The sequence below is a fragment of the Streptomyces shenzhenensis genome, assembly GCF_021462265.1.
Taxonomy (GTDB): Bacteria; Actinomycetota; Actinomycetes; order Streptomycetales; family Streptomycetaceae; genus Streptomyces; species Streptomyces shenzhenensis.
In genome coordinates this window covers 1-16,610 of record NZ_JAJONF010000039.1, presented here as the reverse complement: position 1 = coordinate 16,610, position 16,610 = coordinate 1, and the positions used below count along the sequence as shown (strand labels likewise).

Annotated in this window: 14 protein-coding genes and 2 tRNA genes; 8 read left to right on the top strand and 8 right to left on the bottom strand. The window is 70.4% G+C overall.

The features are described 5' to 3' along the window. Positions 1 to 2 precede the first annotated feature (2 nt). From gyrA to LQ326_RS35300, 3 genes are all read left to right on the top strand, one after another. Positions 3 to 2,597 (top strand): DNA gyrase subunit A, encoded by a 2,595-nt coding sequence (gene gyrA / locus LQ326_RS35310; protein ID WP_234543158.1) that lies wholly within the window; start codon positions 3 to 5, stop codon positions 2,595 to 2,597. A gap of 19 nt (positions 2,598 to 2,616) precedes the next feature. Continuing rightward, entirely contained in the window at positions 2,617 to 3,402 is a 786-nt protein-coding gene (locus tag LQ326_RS35305) for a DUF3566 domain-containing protein (protein ID WP_234543157.1), read from the top strand. A 111-nt stretch (positions 3,403 to 3,513) separates the two neighbouring features. Continuing rightward, positions 3,514 to 3,590: transfer RNA gene (locus tag LQ326_RS35300), tRNA-Ile, on the top strand. A 68-nt stretch (positions 3,591 to 3,658) separates the two neighbouring features. On the opposite strand, the gene LQ326_RS48880 is transcribed toward LQ326_RS35300, so the two are convergent. Then, positions 3,659 to 4,120, bottom strand: coding sequence for a tyrosine-type recombinase/integrase (locus tag LQ326_RS48880; protein ID WP_372497040.1), 462 nt, complete (start codon positions 4,118 to 4,120; stop codon positions 3,659 to 3,661). A 373-nt stretch (positions 4,121 to 4,493) separates the two neighbouring features. Further along, positions 4,494 to 4,578: transfer RNA gene (locus LQ326_RS35290), tRNA-OTHER, on the bottom strand. A 180-nt stretch (positions 4,579 to 4,758) separates the two neighbouring features. Between LQ326_RS35290 and LQ326_RS35285 the strand changes: the two genes are divergently transcribed. Then, the gene (locus LQ326_RS35285; protein ID WP_234543156.1) at positions 4,759 to 5,292 is read left to right on the top strand and encodes a DUF6083 domain-containing protein; all 534 of its coding nucleotides are present in this window, start codon (positions 4,759 to 4,761) and stop codon (positions 5,290 to 5,292) included. Between the two features lie 149 nt (positions 5,293 to 5,441). On the opposite strand, the gene LQ326_RS35280 is transcribed toward LQ326_RS35285, so the two are convergent. The 3 genes from LQ326_RS35280 to LQ326_RS35270 all read right to left on the bottom strand — a co-directional run bounded on the left by LQ326_RS35280 (position 5,442) and on the right by LQ326_RS35270 (position 11,036). Further along, a complete protein-coding gene (locus LQ326_RS35280; RefSeq protein ID WP_234543155.1) occupies positions 5,442 to 9,563 on the bottom strand; it encodes a WD40 repeat domain-containing protein in 4,122 nt (1,373 codons plus the stop codon). 344 nt (positions 9,564 to 9,907) lie between these two features. Beyond that, positions 9,908 to 10,447, bottom strand: coding sequence for a hypothetical protein (locus LQ326_RS35275; RefSeq protein ID WP_234543154.1), 540 nt, complete (start codon positions 10,445 to 10,447; stop codon positions 9,908 to 9,910). Positions 10,448 to 10,586: 139 nt separating this feature from the next. Then, the gene (locus LQ326_RS35270; protein WP_234543153.1) at positions 10,587 to 11,036 is read right to left on the bottom strand and encodes a DoxX family membrane protein; all 450 of its coding nucleotides are present in this window, start codon (positions 11,034 to 11,036) and stop codon (positions 10,587 to 10,589) included. 412 nt (positions 11,037 to 11,448) lie between these two features. On the opposite strand from LQ326_RS35270, the gene LQ326_RS35265 reads away from it, so the two are divergent. The 3 genes from LQ326_RS35265 to LQ326_RS35255 are packed head-to-tail and all read left to right on the top strand — an operon-like array spanning position 11,449 to position 13,898. After that, on the top strand, positions 11,449 to 12,660 hold the full coding sequence (locus LQ326_RS35265) for an amidohydrolase family protein (RefSeq protein ID WP_234543152.1): 1,212 nt from the start codon (positions 11,449 to 11,451) through the stop codon (positions 12,658 to 12,660). A gap of 38 nt (positions 12,661 to 12,698) precedes the next feature. Further along, positions 12,699 to 12,914 carry a ferredoxin gene (locus LQ326_RS35260; RefSeq protein ID WP_234543151.1) on the top strand — a complete coding sequence of 72 codons (216 nt, stop codon included), beginning with the start codon at positions 12,699 to 12,701 and terminating at the stop codon, positions 12,912 to 12,914. Between the two features lie 3 nt (positions 12,915 to 12,917). Further along, positions 12,918 to 13,898, top strand: coding sequence for an FkbM family methyltransferase (locus LQ326_RS35255; protein WP_234543150.1), 981 nt, complete (start codon positions 12,918 to 12,920; stop codon positions 13,896 to 13,898). A 17-nt stretch (positions 13,899 to 13,915) separates the two neighbouring features. Here LQ326_RS35255 and LQ326_RS35250 read toward each other — a convergent pair whose 3' ends face one another. From LQ326_RS35250 to LQ326_RS35240, 3 genes are all read right to left on the bottom strand, one after another. Beyond that, on the bottom strand, positions 13,916 to 14,665 hold the full coding sequence (locus LQ326_RS35250; protein ID WP_234543149.1) for a glycosyltransferase family 2 protein: 750 nt from the start codon (positions 14,663 to 14,665) through the stop codon (positions 13,916 to 13,918). An 8-nt stretch (positions 14,666 to 14,673) separates the two neighbouring features. Continuing rightward, complete coding sequence (locus tag LQ326_RS35245; RefSeq protein ID WP_234543148.1) at positions 14,674 to 15,462, bottom strand: GntR family transcriptional regulator; 789 nt, start codon at positions 15,460 to 15,462, stop codon at positions 14,674 to 14,676. A 237-nt stretch (positions 15,463 to 15,699) separates the two neighbouring features. Then, entirely contained in the window at positions 15,700 to 16,041 is a 342-nt protein-coding gene (locus LQ326_RS35240; protein ID WP_234543147.1) for a DUF6344 domain-containing protein, read from the bottom strand. A 351-nt stretch (positions 16,042 to 16,392) separates the two neighbouring features. Between LQ326_RS35240 and LQ326_RS35235 the strand changes: the two genes are divergently transcribed. After that, positions 16,393 to 16,521: a DLW-39 family protein gene (locus tag LQ326_RS35235; RefSeq protein ID WP_003999697.1), complete on the top strand. Its 129-nt coding sequence runs from the start codon at positions 16,393 to 16,395 to the stop codon at positions 16,519 to 16,521. The last annotated feature ends 89 nt before the right edge of the window (positions 16,522 to 16,610 follow it).

Here is a 16,610-nt window from a genome sequence, read left to right as displayed (position 1 = left end):
CTATGGCCGACGAGAACACCCCGGTCACGCCCGAGGCAGCGGGCGGCGACACCATGCGCATCGAGCCCGTCGGGCTCGAAACGGAGATGCAGCGCTCGTACCTGGACTACGCGATGTCCGTCATCGTGTCCCGCGCGCTGCCCGACGTCCGTGACGGCCTCAAGCCCGTCCACCGCCGTGTGCTGTACGCGATGTACGACGGCGGCTACCGCCCCGAGCGCGGCTTCTACAAGTGCGCGCGTGTCGTCGGCGACGTCATGGGCAACTACCACCCGCACGGCGACTCCTCCATCTACGACGCCCTGGTCCGGCTCGCCCAGCCCTGGTCGATGCGGATGCCGCTCGTCGACTCCAACGGCAACTTCGGTTCCCCGGGCAACGACCCGGCGGCCGCCATGCGGTACACCGAGTGCAAGATGGCGCCGCTGTCGATGGAGATGGTCCGCGACATCGACGAGGAGACCGTCGACTTCACGGACAACTACGACGGCCGCTCCCAGGAGCCGACCGTCCTGCCGGCCCGCTTCCCGAACCTGCTGATCAACGGCTCGGCCGGGATCGCGGTCGGCATGGCGACCAACATTCCGCCGCACAACCTGCGCGAGGTCGCGGCCGGCGCCCAGTGGTACCTGGAGAACCCGGAGGCCTCGCACGAGGAGCTCCTGGACGCGCTGATCGAGCGGATCAAGGGCCCCGACTTCCCGACCGGTGCGCTGGTCGTCGGCCGCAAGGGCATCGAGGAGGCCTACCGCACGGGCCGCGGCTCGATCACCATGCGCGCGGTCGTCGAGGTCGAGGAGATCCAGAACCGCCAGTGCCTGGTGGTGACGGAGCTGCCGTACCAGGTGAACCCCGACAACCTCGCGCAGAAGATCGCCGACCTGGTGAAGGACGGCAAGGTCGGCGGCATCGCGGACGTGCGGGACGAGACGTCGTCTCGTACCGGTCAGCGGCTGGTGATCGTGCTGAAGCGGGACGCGGTCGCCAAGGTCGTCCTGAACAACCTGTACAAGCACACCGACCTGCAGACCAACTTCGGCGCCAACATGCTGGCGCTGGTCGACGGCGTGCCGCGCACCCTGTCGCTGGACGCGTTCATCCGGCACTGGGTGACGCACCAGATCGAGGTCATCGTCCGCCGTACGCGCTTCAGGCTGCGCAAGGCCGAGGAGCGGGCGCACATCCTGCGCGGTCTGCTCAAGGCGCTGGACGCGATCGACGAGGTCATCGCGCTGATCCGGGCCAGTGACACGGTCGACATCGCGCGCACGGGCCTGATGGAGCTCCTGGAGATCGACGAGATCCAGGCCAACGCCATCCTCGAGATGCAGCTGCGGCGCCTGGCCGCTCTGGAGCGCCAGAAGATCATCCAGGAGCACGACGAACTCCAGGCGAAGATCACCGAGTACAACAAGATCCTCGCCTCGCCGGTGCGGCAGCGCGGCATCGTCAGCGAGGAACTGGCCGCGATCGTCGAGAAGTACGGCGACGACCGCAAGACGATGCTGGTGCCCTACGACGGTGACATGTCCATCGAGGACCTGATCGCCGAGGAGGACATCGTGGTCACCGTCACGCGCGGTGGTTACGTCAAGCGGACCAAGACGGACGACTACCGGGCGCAGAAGCGCGGCGGCAAGGGCGTGCGGGGCGCGAAGCTGAAGGAAGACGACATCGTCGACCACTTCTTCGTCTCCACCACGCACCACTGGCTGCTGTTCTTCACCAACAAGGGCCGGGTGTACCGGGCGAAGGCCTACGAGCTGCCGGACGCCGGCCGGGACGCGCGCGGTCAGCACGTGGCGAACCTGCTGGCCTTCCAGCCGGACGAGGCGATCGCCGAGATCCTCGCGATCCGGGACTACGACGCGGCGCCCTACCTGGTGCTGGCCACCAAGGCCGGTCTGGTCAAGAAGACGCCTCTGAAGGATTACGATTCGCCCCGCTCCGGCGGTGTCATCGCGATCAACCTGCGGGAGCGCGAGGACGGTTCCGACGACGAACTGATCGGCGCCGAGCTGGTCTCGGCGGACAGTGATCTGCTTCTGATCAGCAAGAAGGCGCAGTCGATCAGGTTCACCGCCTCCGACGACACTCTGCGTCCCATGGGCCGGGCCACCTCCGGTGTCAAGGGCATGAGTTTCCGTGAGGCGGATGAACTTCTGTCGATGAATGTTGTTCGACCCGGTACGTTCGTGTTCACTGCCACCGACGGGGGGTACGCGAAGCGGACCCGTGTCGACGAGTACCGCGTCCAGGGCCGTGGCGGCCTCGGCATCAAGGCTGCCAAGATCGTGGAGGACCGCGGCTCGCTCGTCGGCGCGCTGATCGTCGAGGAGAACGACGAGATCCTCGCCATCACCCTGTCCGGCGGTGTGATTCGTACGCGAGTCAGCGGGGTCAGGGAGACGGGCCGTGACACCATGGGCGTCCAACTGATCAACCTGGGCAAGCGCGATGCCGTCGTCGGTATCGCACGTAACGCCGAGGCCGGCAGCGAGGCGGAGGAAGTCGACGGCGAGGACGCCGTGGACGAGACCGCCGAGGGTGCCGTGGCCAGCGGCACGGACGAGGGTGAGGCGCCCTCGGCCGAGTAGGCACGAGGAGTGAGTCATCGTGAGCGGAGCCACGGGCGCCGGATCGGCCGGTACCCCGACGGGTACGGATGCGGACGGCGGCGGCCGTGGCTCCGCCGCGTCCGACGGGGGCGGCGCGCCGCAGCAGGCGGACACGCACACCACCCAGCTGAAGGCGATCAAGGCGCACGGAAAGGCGCCCGCGCCGGACGCGAAAGGATCGCAGGGGGGATCCGTGACCGACACCCGAGGGCCGGCCGCGCCGGGCGACCGGCCGGCGCCCGCGCAGCCGCAGGGCGCATCCCCGCTTCCGGGGGAACGGCGTACCGAGCAGCCCGCCGGGCCCTACCACCCGCCGCAGGCCTACCCGGCGGCGCAGGCCGCACAGGCCGCACAGACGCCCGCGGCAGGCGTACGACGGCCCCGCACCGGCGCCGGCACGCGCACCGCCCCGCGCACCCGCAAGGCCCGCCTGCGGGTCGCCAAGGCCGACCCCTGGTCGGTGATGAAGGTCAGCTTCCTGCTCTCCATCGCGCTGGGCATCTGCTCGATCGTGGCGGCGGCGGTGCTGTGGATGGTCCTGGACGCGATGGGTGTCTTCTCGACGGTCGGCGGCACGATCTCGGAGGCCACCGGTTCGAACGAGTCCAACGGCTTCGACCTCCAGTCGTTCCTCTCGCTGTCGCACGTCCTGATGTTCACGGCGATCATCGCGGTCATCGACGTCGTCCTCGCGACGGCGCTGGCGACCCTCGGCGCGTTCATCTACAACATCTCCGCGGGCTTCGTCGGCGGCATCGAGCTGACCTTGGCCGAGGACGAGTGACCGGGGTTCAAACCTCTGCCGGCGATCCCCCGACAACCGATTTTGGGACTGCCCCGGTCGTGCGCTAATCTTCAGGAGTCAGCGCGCGGGACACACACCGCAGAGCGCGGCGGGGCTATAGCTCAGTTGGTTAGAGCGCATCCCTGATAAGGATGAGGCCACAGGTTCAAATCCTGTTAGCCCCACCAGCAAAAAGACCCCCGGACCATCGGTCCGGGGGTCTTTTGACACCAGCGCTTGACACCAACGGCGGCGATCAGCCGATGAGCGGATCTTCCAGCGGCTCCGCGAGCATCGCGACGGCTTCCCGCTCACTGCCGCCCACCACGTGCGTGTACACGTCCATGGTCGTGCTGATCCGGCTGTGCCGGAGGATCGCCTGAGCGGCCTTGGGATGCACCTTCAGGAAGGCGAGCAGGGTCCCGCAGGTGTGCCGAGCGAGCCGGACCGTGATGCGGCGGACGCCGGCGCGCTTCACGAGTCGCCCGAAGGTTCGTGAGGAGCCCACCGGATCAGGCCGGCTGCGCTCCGCTCCGCCGGGCGCGCTTCCCGGCTCCGCCGCGGGCGCCGCTCCTGCCGTCGGCCCGCTCCGCCCGCGCTGCGCCGACGGGATGGGAGCCGGGGCGGGTTTGCTTGAGGGGAGCAGGTGCCCAACAGGCCTTCGCTGAGCGCGGGTTGAGCGTGACTTCCTGGCGAGGGCGACTCTGGCCGTCGGCATGTCGGGTGCATGATGACCCCATGACTTCTTGGCTGAGCACTCGGAGTACGTGGTTGCTCGTCCTGCTCTTGTGGGCGATCACACTGACTGCCGCCCTGATCGGAATTGCGTTCGCCCGGGCCTTCCTTGAACACCCCCCTCTAAGGCCCTTCGCCTCTGAACTCCCTATGACAGTAGGCGGTACTTTCCTCGTCACCGTCGCCACCGCCAGAGGGTTGCGTCGTGGACGACGGCAGCAGGACCAATGAGGCGGAGCCGGTCGCCGTCAGCAGCGAAGTGACGGTAGCCGACACTTCTCCCCTGCTCAGGGGCAGCATGCTGGGCATCGTCGCAGGTGCCCCCCGGACCTAGGTTGAGGAAGGACACACAAAGGTGGCCGTGGCCCGGATTCGAACCGGGGTTTCCGCATCGGGGCGAACCCGAGTGCGACGTCTTGGGCCGCTGAACGACTCATGGCCAGGTGGATCGTACTGACCCAGAGACCGGCGAGCCCACCTCTTTTCAGGGGATGACGTCTCAGGGGCGCCCGCCCAGGCCGAGCCCATCGCCGCGCCTGGGGCCACCTGCGCCTCTGATCGTCAAATGAGGCCAAATCGCGCCCTACTGCGATTTGCTCAGACTCGCCCACACTCGAACACATGGGGGCGACCGGCGATCGTGACGAGCACTTGTGCCAGCGCTGCGGGGAGGCCGGCCCGACGGTCCGCAGTCGAGGGCGCATTGATCTCATGGCCGTGTTGTGCGACGACTGCTGGAATCGGCTCGCCAACGACATGGCGGAGAAAGAGGGCGCAACGGCGCCGCCCCGACCCGAGTTCGACCCCGACGACGTGACCTTTGTGGAGCCGCCGACTTGCCGCCTGTGCGGTGCTGACGTGCGGGTCTATCCGACTGTCTATGATCGGTGGGTCCATTTGGCCATGACAGACCTACCGGCCAAGGATGTTCCCCGCCCCTTCCGGTGGCGACTGGTCGAGATCAAGCCCCCTCACTCTCCCGTCGTGATCGACATCGTGGCAGTCCGGGTGCGCGGCATTGATCCGATCCCGGGTGAGCTGGTGACACCGGCCCATCAGTTCCTGTGCGCTGCCGAACAGGCCGAGCGATCAGTTGTGATGCGGATGGATCGGGGACCTTCGGCGTTTCCCGGGGCCTTCGGGGGGTGGGCATGAAAAAGCCCGGCCGCTGGCGACGGGGGATGCACCAGCGACCGGGTTGTGGCCAGCCTAACAAGGTGGCCCGTGCGACGGGAGCCAACTTCTCGACCGGCATGAGCAGTTGTGATCGGGATCACTCAAAGATGGTCAGGGGCAGGCGTGGATCAGGCGTCGCAGGGCGGGTTGTAGGCGAGGCGGGGGAGGTACTCGCGCCACTTGGCGGGTGTCAGGACATTGCGGGTGACCGAGCAGATGCGCGTGACCGCCTGGTCGACGTCCAGGCTCCACAGCCGGACCGTGTCGGCGCCGCTGGAGACGCCCAGCATGTTGCTGCGCGGGCTGAAGGAGAGGAAGTTGCCCGTCTTGGCGTTGGGGCTCATGGACTGGCCGATGGGGTGTGCCGAGGACGGGGACGACACGTTCCACAGGCGGACCGTGTTGTCGTTGCCTCCGCTGGCCAGGGTTCTGCCGTTCCGGCTGAAGGTCAGGGAGACGACCGCCTCGGTGTGGCCGGTGAGGACCGCGCCGAGTCGGGGCGCGTGCGCGGGGTCGGAGATGTTCCAGAGGCGCACCGTGTCGTCGTCGCTGCCGCTGGCCAGGGTGTGTCCGTCCGGGCTGTAGGCGAGGGTGTTGATGGGGCCCAGGTGGCCCCCGAGGGGGGCACCCAGGGGCCTGGCGCGCATCCGGTCGGAGACGTTCCAGAGGCGGACCGTGCCGTCCGCGCTGCCGCTGGCCAGCGTCCTGCCGTCCGGGCTGAAGACGAGCGCGTTGACGTAGCCGGTGTGGCCCTTGAGGAGCTCACCGAGGCGCTTGGGACGGGCAGGGTCGCTGATGTCGAGGAGCTGGACCGTGCGGTCGTCGTAGTCGGCGGCCACGGTGCGCCCGTCGGGGCTCAGCGCCAGCGCCTCGGCGCCCGCGTACCGGGTGTTCAGCCGGACCGGCGCACCGTACTGGGCGGCGTGCGCGGGGTCGGAGACGTTCCACAGCTGCACCCAGTTGACGTTGTTCTCGCCGGTCAGGATGACGAGGGTGCGGTCGTCCCGGGTGAACACCATCGAACGCAGGTCCCGCCACCCGGTGCGGAACGGTTCGCCGAGCGCGGTGGGCCGGGCCGGATCAGCGATGTTCCACAGCCGCATCCTGCTGTCGCCACCGCCGGTGGCCAGAACGCGGCCGTCCGGGCTGAACGCCCCCGCCGCACCGATCATGTCCGCGCCCGGGATCGACCACAGCCGCACCTTGCCGTCGCCGCTGCCGGTGGCGAGGGTGTGCCCGTCGGGGCTCCAGCCGACGGCGTACATCTCGCCGCTGCTGCCCGCGAGCGGCTCGCCCACCTGCGAGGGGAAGGCCGGGTTGCCGACGTTCCACAGGCTGGCCGTGGAGTCCGCGCTGCCCGCGGCGAGCATGGAACCGTCGGGGCTGAAGGCCACCGACCAGACGGGCCCCGTATGGCCGGTGAGCGGCCCGCCTAGGGCCTTGGCGTGGGCCCGGTCCGTGACGTCCCACAGCCGTACGGTGTCGTCCTTGCTGCCGCTGGCGAGGGTGCGGCCGTCCGGGCTGAAGGCCACCGAGTGCACGGTCGCGGTGTGCCCGGTCAGCGGAGCGCCCACGCGCTCGGGGTGCCGGGGGTCGGAGACGTCGTACAGGAGGATCGAGTTGTCGTCGCTGCCGGCCGCGAGGGTGCGGCCGTCGGGGCTGAACGCGATGGAACGCACGGCCTCGGTATGGCCGGTGAGAGTGCCCAGCGAAGCGGGGTGGCGCGGGTCGTGCACGTCCCACAGACGGACGGTGTGGTCCTCGTCGGCGGCGGCCAGGGTACGGCCGTCCGGGCTGAAGGCGACCAGGTAGACGGTGCCGTCGTGGCCGGCCAGGGGGGAGCCCAGGGAGACGGGGTGCCGGGGGTCGGAGACGTCCCACAGGCGTACGGTGCCGTCGTCGCCGGCGCTGGCCAGGGTCTTGCCGTCCGGGCTGAAGACCGCACTGGAGACCCAGCTCGTGTGGCCGGACAGGGGCTTGCCCAGGGCCTTGGGCCGGGTCGGGTCGCTCACGTCCCACAGCCGGACCGTTCGGTCGTAGGCGGCGGTGGCCAGGACCTTTCCGTCGGGGCTGAAGGTGGTGAGGTAGACGGCGCCGGTGTGGCCGAGCAGGGGGGTGGCCAGCGGGGCGTTGACGATGGAGATCAGGCGGTTGTTGGCACCCTCGTCGTCCGGGCGCAGGCCATGGGCCACCAGGTCGAGCTGGGCGGACAGCGACGGGTCCGAGTACTGGAAACGGTCGGCCTCGGCGACCACCCGCTCGAACACCGCCTCGTCCCGCTGCTGCCGGGCGATCACGGCGGACCCGGCCGCCAGCACCGCGAGGACGACCAGCGCCGACACGGCGGCCCGGCTGATCCACACCGTGCGCCTGCGCAGCCGCACCGAGGCCGCCAGGAACTCCACCGCGCTGCGGGTCAGGTAGGTGTCACCGGCCGTCTTCGCCCAGCTGTGGGCCTGTTCCAGCCGTGACCCCCGATAGAGCAGCGCGGCGTCCTTGGACGACTCGTCCCAGGCCCGGCCGTCCTCCTCCAGGCGCTGGCGCAGCAGGTTGCCCTTGCGGTCCTCGTCGAGCCACTCGCGCAGCCGCGGCCAGGCGTGCAGCAGCGCCTCGTGGGTGATCTCCACGGTGTCCGCGTCCAGCGTCACCAGCCGGGCCCTGACCAGCGTTTCGAGCGACTCCTCCGTCTTGTCCGGGTCGGTGGACTCGGCGGCCAGCTGGCGCCGGGTGCCGCGCCTGCGGGTCGCCTGGGTGTCCTCGCCGAGCCGTACCAGGCGGAGCAGGAGCAGCCGGGCGGCGGTGCGGGCGGCCGGGTCCAGGCTGGACCAGGCGCGCTCGGCGGTCGCGGCTACCGCGCCCTGGATGCCGCCGGCGGCCCGGTAGCCGGCCAGCGTCAGGCGGCCTCCCTTGCGGCGCTGCCAGGTCGCCAGCAGGGCATGGGACAGCAGCGGGAGGATGCCGGCGTCATGGGCGCCGCGCGGGCCGTCCGCGCTCACCTCCCGGACGATCAGCTCGGTCAGGCCCGGCTCCAGCTCCAGGCCCACCGCCTTCGCCGGACCGGTCACGGCCTCGCGCAGTTCGGCAGTGGAGAGCGGCCCCAGCACCATGTGCCGGTGCTGAAGAGCGTCGGCCAGCTCCGGGTAGCCGAGGCACTGCTCGTAGAAGTCGGCACGTATGCCGAGGACGACCAGGGCGGGGGCTCGCTCGCCGGGGGCGGCGGGGGTGCTGGCCGAGTGCAGGAGCCGGACGAAGGTGCGCCGGGCCGTCTCGTCGCTGCCGAGGGTGAAGGTCTCCTCGAACTGGTCGACGATCACGACCGGACGGGCTCGTCCGGTGCTCGAGGAGGGCCGTGTTTCACGTGAAACATCGACGGTCGACCCGCGCGTACCGGCCGGCCCGGCCGCCGCGGTCGGCAGAGCGTCGGCCGATCCGGCCGCCGTTGTCCCGGACTCGGTTTCGCGGCGGGCCCAGGAGGTGACCGCTTCCCGTACGGCGTCCGGATCGTCCAGGTCCGTCAGTTCGGCCAACTCGGGTATCCGGCGGGTCAGCTCCTTCACGGGGTCCGGACCCGGGACGAGTTGCAGGATGGATGGCGGCTGGCTCTCGCCGTCGGCCAAGGCGCCGCTCTGCAGTGTGGTGACCAGGCCCGCGTTCAGGAGTGAGGACTTTCCCGCGCCCGAGGCGCCGACCAGCATCACCAGGCCGCCGCCCGCCTTCGCGGAACGGAGCTGGGCGACCAGCGCGTCGGTGCTGCGCTCCCGGCCGAAGAACCAGCGGGCGTCCTCGCGGCGGTAGGAGGCCAGACCCCGGTACGGGCAGACGCTGTCGACCGGGGGCGGCTGGTCCGTCTCCTCGGCCGTCTCCGGTGCGGGCAAGTCGGCGACCGGATCGGCCACGGCCCGCTCCCACAGCTTCTGCCACTGGGCCATGTCGTAGAGCCCGCTGGACACCGGCGCCGGCTGGGCGCGGCGCGCCTGGGGGATCAGGACCTGCAGGACGGCGGAGAGGGCGACGAACTGGGCGGGCACGTTCTTCGCCCGCCGCCAGTCGCTGATCCGCTGGGCGGAGACCCGTACCGGACGGCCTCGCTCGTCGACGCGATGGAGCCGGTCGACCGCTTCGGCGACCCGCTTGAGCGGAGGATTACCGGCCTCCTTGTACAGCAACGCGAGGCGTTCCGCGAAGGCTGTGCGTGCCCCTGCGTCGGGACTCAAGGCTCTCCACTCCCTACTTCCCCTGCTGCTGGTCATCCGGACCGGAAAACTCACCTTATACGGCTGACCTGCGGCGAAGCTCTGAACCGGACGTCCGGCCCTCCTCAGACGGGCTGCTCGGCTGGCAGGATTTCGCCGCAGCAACGCGGTGATCGGGTCTCGCCCCGACCGGCCGACCAGCTCAGCATTGGCAGAGACAGCTCACGGCACCGCACGTTCTCGGTCACCTTCGACCGGCGTCCTTCCGCCGGAGTGGCCGTATGACGCGAGCTGCCTCCGCTTACCGAGCGGGCCTGCGGGCTCAGTGCGCGGTCCGACACCTTCCGTGCCGTTCGGCACCGGTCCCCACGTGGGGAGGGACCGGTGCCGAACGGCACGGATCACATCCAGCCCGCCGCCCGTGCCGCCTCGACCGCGCGTTCCTCCGCGTCGTCGGCGATCGCGTTCAGCGCCGTGTCCTGTCCCGCCGCCGTGCCGCCGGCCGCCTTCGCGGCCGCCTGGGACGCGGTGAGGGCGGCGTGCAGGGCCGTCGCGGTTACGGCGCGGTCGTCCTTTGAGCCGGTCACCTGTGCGGGCGTGTGCGTGGCCACCTGCGTCGCCACCTGCGCGGCCAGCGCAGCGGTGGCGGCGGCGTTGCGGGCGCAGCGGGCGTCCGCCGCCGGGTCGGGCGCGGTGCCGGCCAGGGCGCTGAGGGACTGAGCCGACAGCCGGAGCGCGTTCGCGGCCCGGCCCACCGGACTCGTCGGGACGGTCTGCGCCGCGTCGGGGTCGATCCCGGCGTGGCGACAGGCGGCCACCGCACGCTCGTACGCGCTGTGGGCGCGCGCCGAGTGCAGCTTTCTCAGGGTGTCCGCCGAGGAGGAGTCGGCCGCAGAGGAAGCAGAGGAACGGGAGGGGGAGTTCGAGGGGTCGGTCGTCATCTGTGCCTCCTCGTCGGGAGCGCCGTGATGCGGTCGAGTGTCGCCGCGGGTGCGTGGAGGCTGGCCGCGCAGTTCCTCCCCCAGCCTTCGGCCGGGGGTACCCCCAGCGCCCCTGCGGGGGCGTTCCATCGGGGCCTCCCTAGCCGAACAGTCCCAGTGCCGAGTCCACCGACCAGCTCTGCCAGCTCATCGCGAAGAGCCCGACCAGGGAGATCAGGGCCATCATCAGGTTCTGCCCCTGTTCCGCCCAGTCGTGGATCATGAGGACCAGGTAGACCAGGTTGAGCAGGAACCCTGCCACCAGCGCGATCGGCGTGAGGAAGCCGGAGACCAGACCGAGGCCCAGGGCGAGCTCCGCGTACGCGACGACGTAGGCCATCAGCCGGGGACGTGGCGCGACGACGGTGTCGAAGCCCCGCCGGACCACCGGCCAGCGGTGCTTCTCCGCGACGCCGGCCGCCCACCGGATGCCGCCACCGCCGAACCACTGCTTCTTGTCCTTGTGCCGCCAGCTCTCCAGCCACCACAGGCCGAGCCCGATGCGGAGCACCGCGAACCATTCGGCACCGCTCAGCAAGGCTGATCGCATCCCGCACCCTCCCCGGATCGATCCCCACATGACACCTGACGGACCGTCAGTTCAGCGGAAGGCGGCGTGCGCCGCAAGGGGGAGGGCGGGGTGAACTCCTGCGGGAGGCCGGGAGGCCGGGAGGCCGGGAGGTGGGGAGGTCGGGAGGGGGGAGGTGGCGAGGTCGGGAGGCGGAGGACGCGAGGTCGGGAGGCGAGAGGCGAGAAGGCCGGGAGGCGGGAGGCGGGAGGACGGGGCGGGAGGGCGGAGGCGGGAGGACAGGAGGCCGGGAGGCGAGGGGTCGGGGGGCCGGGAAGCGGGAGGAGCGTGGCGGGCCTTGCTGGTGCTGGCTCCTGGGCCTAGCCTGAATGCGACGGCTTATCTGATGGACCGTCAGATATATTCGGAACTCCGCAGGCAGCAGGGGGTAGGCATGGCAGAGAACGCGACCGGCACCCAGGATCTGCCCAGGGTCATCAGCGTGGACGACCACGTGATCGAGCCCGCGCACCTCTTCGAGAAGTGGCTGCCGGGCAAGTACCGCGACAAGGGGCCCAAGCCCTTCACCGCCGGCATCGGCGAACTCGCCTACGTCGGCGGCAAGTACCGCTTCACCACCGACCCCGAGGGCCAGACCACCGACTGGTGGGAGTACGAGGGCCTGCTCTTCCCGTACAAGCGGATCATCGCCGCCGTGGGCTTCTCCAGGGACGAGATGACGCTGGACGGCATCACCCGGGAACAGATGCGGCGCGGCTGCTGGGACCCCAAGGCCCGCCTGGAGGACATGGACATGAACCATGTCGAGGCCTCCCTCTGCTTCCCCACCTTCCCCCGCTTCTGCGGGCAGACCTTCGCCGAGGCCGAGGACAAGGAGGTCGCGCTGGCCTGCGTCCGCGCCTACAACGACTGGATGGTCGAGGAGTGGTGCGGGGACAGCGGCGGCCGGCTGATCCCGCTGTGCCTGATCCCGCTGTGGGACGTCGACCTCGCCGTCGCCGAGATCCGGCGCAATGCCGAGCGGGGCGTCCGCGCGGTCACCTTCAGCGAGATCCCCACCTACCTGGGCCTGCCGTCGATCCACTCCGGCTACTGGGACCCGTTCTTCGCGGCCTGCGAGGAGACCGGGACGGTCGTCAACATGCACATCGGGTCGAGCTCCCAGATGCCGGCCGCCTCCCCGGACGCCCCGCCCGCCGTCCAGGCCTCGCTCAGCTTCAACAACGCCATGGCCTCGATGATGGACTTCCTCTTCTCCGGGGTCCTGGTGAAGTTCCCCCGGCTGAAACTCGCGTACAGCGAGGGCCAGATGGGCTGGATCCCGTACGCCCTGGAGCGCGCCGACGACGTCTGGGAGGAGCACCGCGCCTGGGGCGGGGTGAAGGACCTGATCCCCGAGCCGCCCTCGACGTACTACTACCGGCAGATCTTCTGCTGCTTCTTCCGCGACCGGCACGGCATCGAGGCGATCGAGACGGTCGGCGTGGACAACGCGACCTTCGAGACGGACTACCCGCACGTCGACTCGACCTGGCCGGAGACCAAGCGGGTGGCCCAGGAGCACGTCGGCGGCCTGGCACCGGAGGTGGCGTACAAGCTGCTGCGCGGCAACGCCATCCGGATGCTGGAGCTGCCGTTCACCTAGCCGGTTCAGCGGGCCCGCCGCTGGGCAGGGGACCTTCCATGAAGGTCTCCGTCGACGCCGACGTCTGTTACGGGTCGGGTGAGTGTGCGTTCCGGGCACCCGCTGTGTTCGGCTTCGAGGACGGGTACGGTTTCGTCCTGCCCGGACGCGAGGACTCCGGGGAACCGGGGGACGACGACGAACTGATCCGGGACATCGCCGAGCGCTGCCCGTCGCAGGCGATCCGGATCGACGGCCGAAGGGTCACCGACTAGCGGATGAGCACCATCCCCACCATCCCCACCATCCCCACCACCCCCACTACCCCCACCGCCCTCGCCATCCCCACCGAACTCACCGAACTCCTGGCCACGCTCGGCCGCCGCTACGTCCGCGACTTCCCGCGCCCCTGGGGCAAGAGCCTCGCCGCCCGCGCGCTCAACCCCTACCTGCGCGACCATCCCCGGCGGCGGGTCGTGGAGACGCGCTGGGGCGCTCGGTTCGCGGTCGACACCCAGGACCTCATCCAGCGCTACCTCTACCTCTTCGGGGTGTGGGAACCGCACATGACCCGCTGGCTGCGCGGCCGGCTGGCGCCGGGGGACTGCTTCGTCGACGTCGGCGCCAACATCGGCGTCTTCAGCGTCCTCGCCTCCCGGCTGGTCGGGGAGCAGGGCCGGGTCGTGGCCGTCGAGGCCTCCCCCGCCTTCCACCGCCGCCTCGAACAGCAGAGCGCCCTCAACGGCTGCCGGAACATCCGCGCCGTCAACGCCGCCGTCTCCGACGCCCACCGCACCCTGACCTTCGTGCTCGCCAGCTCCCGCAACATGGGTGCCAACAGCATCGTCCCGTGGGACGGGCCGGCCGAGTCCCGCTTCGACATCGAGGCCGTGCCGCTGCCCGAACTCCTCCGGCCGGAGGAGATCGAGACCGCGCGGGTCATCAAGATCGACGTGGAGGGCGCCGAGGGCGCGGTGGTGCGCGGGCTCGCGCCGCTGCTGGAGAAGCTGCGCCCGGACGCCGAGATCACCGTCGAGGTCACCCCCGACCGGATGGCCCAGCTGGGCGACAGCGCGGAGGACCTGCTGCGCACCATGACCGACGCCGGTTACCACGTCTACCGGCTCGCCAACAGCTACGCGGCCGACAGCTACCCCCGCGCCCTGTACGGCGAGCCGGTGGTCCCGGTCCGCTGGGACCGCCCGGTGACCGAGGAGAGCGACCTGGTGTTCTCACGAGTGGACGCGGCGACCCTGTAGGTCATGGGAAGCAGGCGTCACCCGTACCGCCAGCCGAGCTCCGCCAGCGCCCGTGCCCGGGCCGCCACGACCGTCATGCGGGCCTCCCGTTCCGCCGGGTCGGTGTGGGCGGGGTGGCCGGTGACCTGGCCCGCCCACTTGCGGTAGAGCAGCCCGGTCTCCGCCGAGAACCAGCCCCGGCTCACGGCGTCGAGAGCCAGCAGCAGACCGGTGTCCTCGGAGGCGGGCAGCGCCATCCAGCCGCCGAGAGCGAGCAGCAGCTCACGGCGGACGAAGAGGGTGGCCGGGTGGACCGGCGCGCGGAAGCCGTGCGCCGTCCAGTGGCCCAGCACGGTCCCGCGCTCGATCGGGCCCTCCTCCGGGTCGCCCGGGAAATGGGCCGTGGAGCCGTCCGGCAGCAGGTCCAGGGCTCGTGAGGTGGCCCAGCCGAGGTCAGGGCGGTCCTCGAGCGCGGCCAGGTCACGGCCCAGCGCACCCGGCTGGAGCTGGTCGTCGGCGTCCAGGACCTTGACGTACGACCCTTCCGCCCGGGCCAGCGCGATGGTGCGCGCGACCCCGGGACCACCGGCGCGGCCCTGCCGGAACGACACCCGCGCGTCGTCGGGGACGTACGGGCCGACCTCGTCGCCGCAGCCGTCCTCCTGGATCAGCCACTGCCACTCCCACCCGTCGGGCAGCCGCTGCTCGCACAGCGACTTGTAGGCCTCGGGCAGGAAGCGGGCCGACGGCGCGTGGACCGCGGTGACGACGGTGATGCGCCGGGTCACGGCAGCGTTCACCACCTTTCCAGGTGTGTGGTGAAGAGCAGCTCGGTGCGGTCGCCGGGAAGCGTGACGGCGGTGATGTCCACGATGCGGTCATGGATGTCGTACGACCGCTTGCGCAGCAGGATCACCGAGGTGCCGGCCGGCAGGTCCAGCTCCCGGGCCTCCTCGGGCGTCGGCGGACGGGCGGTGAAGCGCTCCTCGACGCGGTCGACCTCGATGCCGACGGTGCGCAGCTGGTTCTGGGTGCCGCCCGGCCAGGGTTCGTTGGTCTCGTCCAGGAGATCCGGGTTGGCCGCGATCATGTCGTGGACCAGGTAGGAGGTCACCAGGCTGAAGGGGGCGGTCTCGGCGGAGTGCCGGGTCCGGTAGGTGCGCTCCAGGAGCACGGTGCCCTTGGGCACGCCGAACCCGTCGGCGAGGTCGGTGGGCGCGGCCAGCTTGCGGTAGCGGGCGAAGAAGACCAGGTCGTCGATGACCAGCCCGGTCTCGCGTTCGGTCGCGCCGGTCTCGGCCCGGGTGGCCTCCGGCATCAGGGCGCGGTCCTTCTCCCACTGGTGCCGTTCGTTGTCGCGGACCGCGCGGGTGCGCGGGCGGCGCACGAAGGTGCCGCTGCCGTGCCGCTTGTCGATCAGGCCCTCCGCGCTCAGCAGCCGCAGCGCGTTCTGGATCGTGGGCACGCTGCGGCGGTGGCGCCGGGCCAGCTCGGCCTCGGAGGGCAGCCGGGCGCCGGGTGTGAGCTCGCCGCGTCGGATGGCGCGGCGGAGGTCGTCGGCGATCTCCTCGTAGGCCTTGGGCACACGATCAGGCTACGACTCCTCAAGAGGTGTTGATGAGTCGAGCCGCTTCGTGCACGGATGGCTTCGTGCACGGATGGCTTCGTCCACGGACGGCTCGTCCAGGGACGCGGGGATGTCCGGGCATGCGGAGACCCGCGGCCGGATCGATCCCGGTCACGGGCCTGTGTCGCAGTAGGCGCTGGTACGTACGCAAGTCGCCCTTGCGCCGTTGCGTCCGAGCCGTCTGTACCGGCGGGGTCAGCAGTCCAGCGGTGCCGCTGGGGGGTCGGCCGGGGTTTCCGGCTCGGTGGTGTCCAGGGGGCGGTGGCGGCAGCTGGGGGTCTTGCCGTGGGCCTCGGCCCGGATGCGCTGCTTCATCGTGGGCGGCAGGGACCTGGCGTGGGACCAGAGCCAGTGACTTTGTGCCGGGATCATCACCCGGTCCGTGCTGTGGTCGTCGCCGGTGCTGTTGCGCGGGGTCTCGGTCTGCGGTACCGCGGCGGCGGTGGTGGCGGAGACGAATCCGAGCGCCGTGCACAGCGCGAGGAAGGCGGTGACGATGGCGGTCCACAGCGTCATGACCTTGGAGTTCCGGGCCATGGCCCCTCACTTTCGGGTTGGGCGATTTGCGTACTTTCCTCATGATGTGTATGAGGGTCGCGAAGTGGGGGACGTCGGCTCGTGGCGCGTTGATGTTCTGATGAACACCACACGGATGGGTGCATGGCAGGGGAAAAATCCTAGGAAAGCGCCATGAAATGAGTCGATACGGAGCAAAGTCACCGTCCGTGGGGGTGTGATCACCCTCCGATCGGAGCGGTCCGACCTCGTGCAACGCCTTGTGGCGGGCCTGAGTTGGGGGTCGGACGCCAGGTCACCGATCGGTATCGGTCGGTGTGTATAGTCGGGCGCCAGAGGTCCCCTACGTCAAGGAAGAGACGAGGTCGCGCGGTGAAGAAGCTTCTCCTGGTCGCACTGGCCGCCATCGGCGGGCTCCTCGTGTACCGCCAGATCCAGGCGGATCGCGCCGAGCAGGATCTGTGGACGGAGGCGACTGACTCCGTGCCCACGGGTTCGTGAGTACCGACCACAGACGAGACTGAGACCCCGGCCGCACGAGCGGTCGGGGTTTTGCGTTGCCGGGGTGTTCGGGGTGTTCGGGGTGTTCG

Excerpts from the sequence above, each read along its gene's own strand:
- LQ326_RS35280 (WP_234543155.1), bottom strand. The coding sequence starts at position 9,563 with ATGACCAGCAGCAGGGGAAGTAGGGAGTGGAGAGCCTTGAGTCCCGAC.
- LQ326_RS35285 (WP_234543156.1), top strand. The coding sequence starts at position 4,759 with ATGGGGGCGACCGGCGATCGTGACGAGCACTTGTGCCAGCGCTGCGGG.
- LQ326_RS35275 (WP_234543154.1), bottom strand. The coding sequence starts at position 10,447 with ATGACGACCGACCCCTCGAACTCCCCCTCCCGTTCCTCTGCTTCCTCT.
- LQ326_RS48880 (WP_372497040.1), bottom strand. The coding sequence starts at position 4,120 with ATGCCGACGGCCAGAGTCGCCCTCGCCAGGAAGTCACGCTCAACCCGC.
- LQ326_RS35265 (WP_234543152.1), top strand. The coding sequence starts at position 11,449 with ATGGCAGAGAACGCGACCGGCACCCAGGATCTGCCCAGGGTCATCAGC.
- gyrA (WP_234543158.1), top strand. The coding sequence starts at position 3 with ATGGCCGACGAGAACACCCCGGTCACGCCCGAGGCAGCGGGCGGCGAC.
- LQ326_RS35240 (WP_234543147.1), bottom strand. The coding sequence starts at position 16,041 with ATGGCCCGGAACTCCAAGGTCATGACGCTGTGGACCGCCATCGTCACC.
- LQ326_RS35255 (WP_234543150.1), top strand. The coding sequence starts at position 12,918 with ATGAGCACCATCCCCACCATCCCCACCATCCCCACCACCCCCACTACC.
- LQ326_RS35270 (WP_234543153.1), bottom strand. The coding sequence starts at position 11,036 with ATGCGATCAGCCTTGCTGAGCGGTGCCGAATGGTTCGCGGTGCTCCGC.
- LQ326_RS35260 (WP_234543151.1), top strand. The coding sequence starts at position 12,699 with ATGAAGGTCTCCGTCGACGCCGACGTCTGTTACGGGTCGGGTGAGTGT.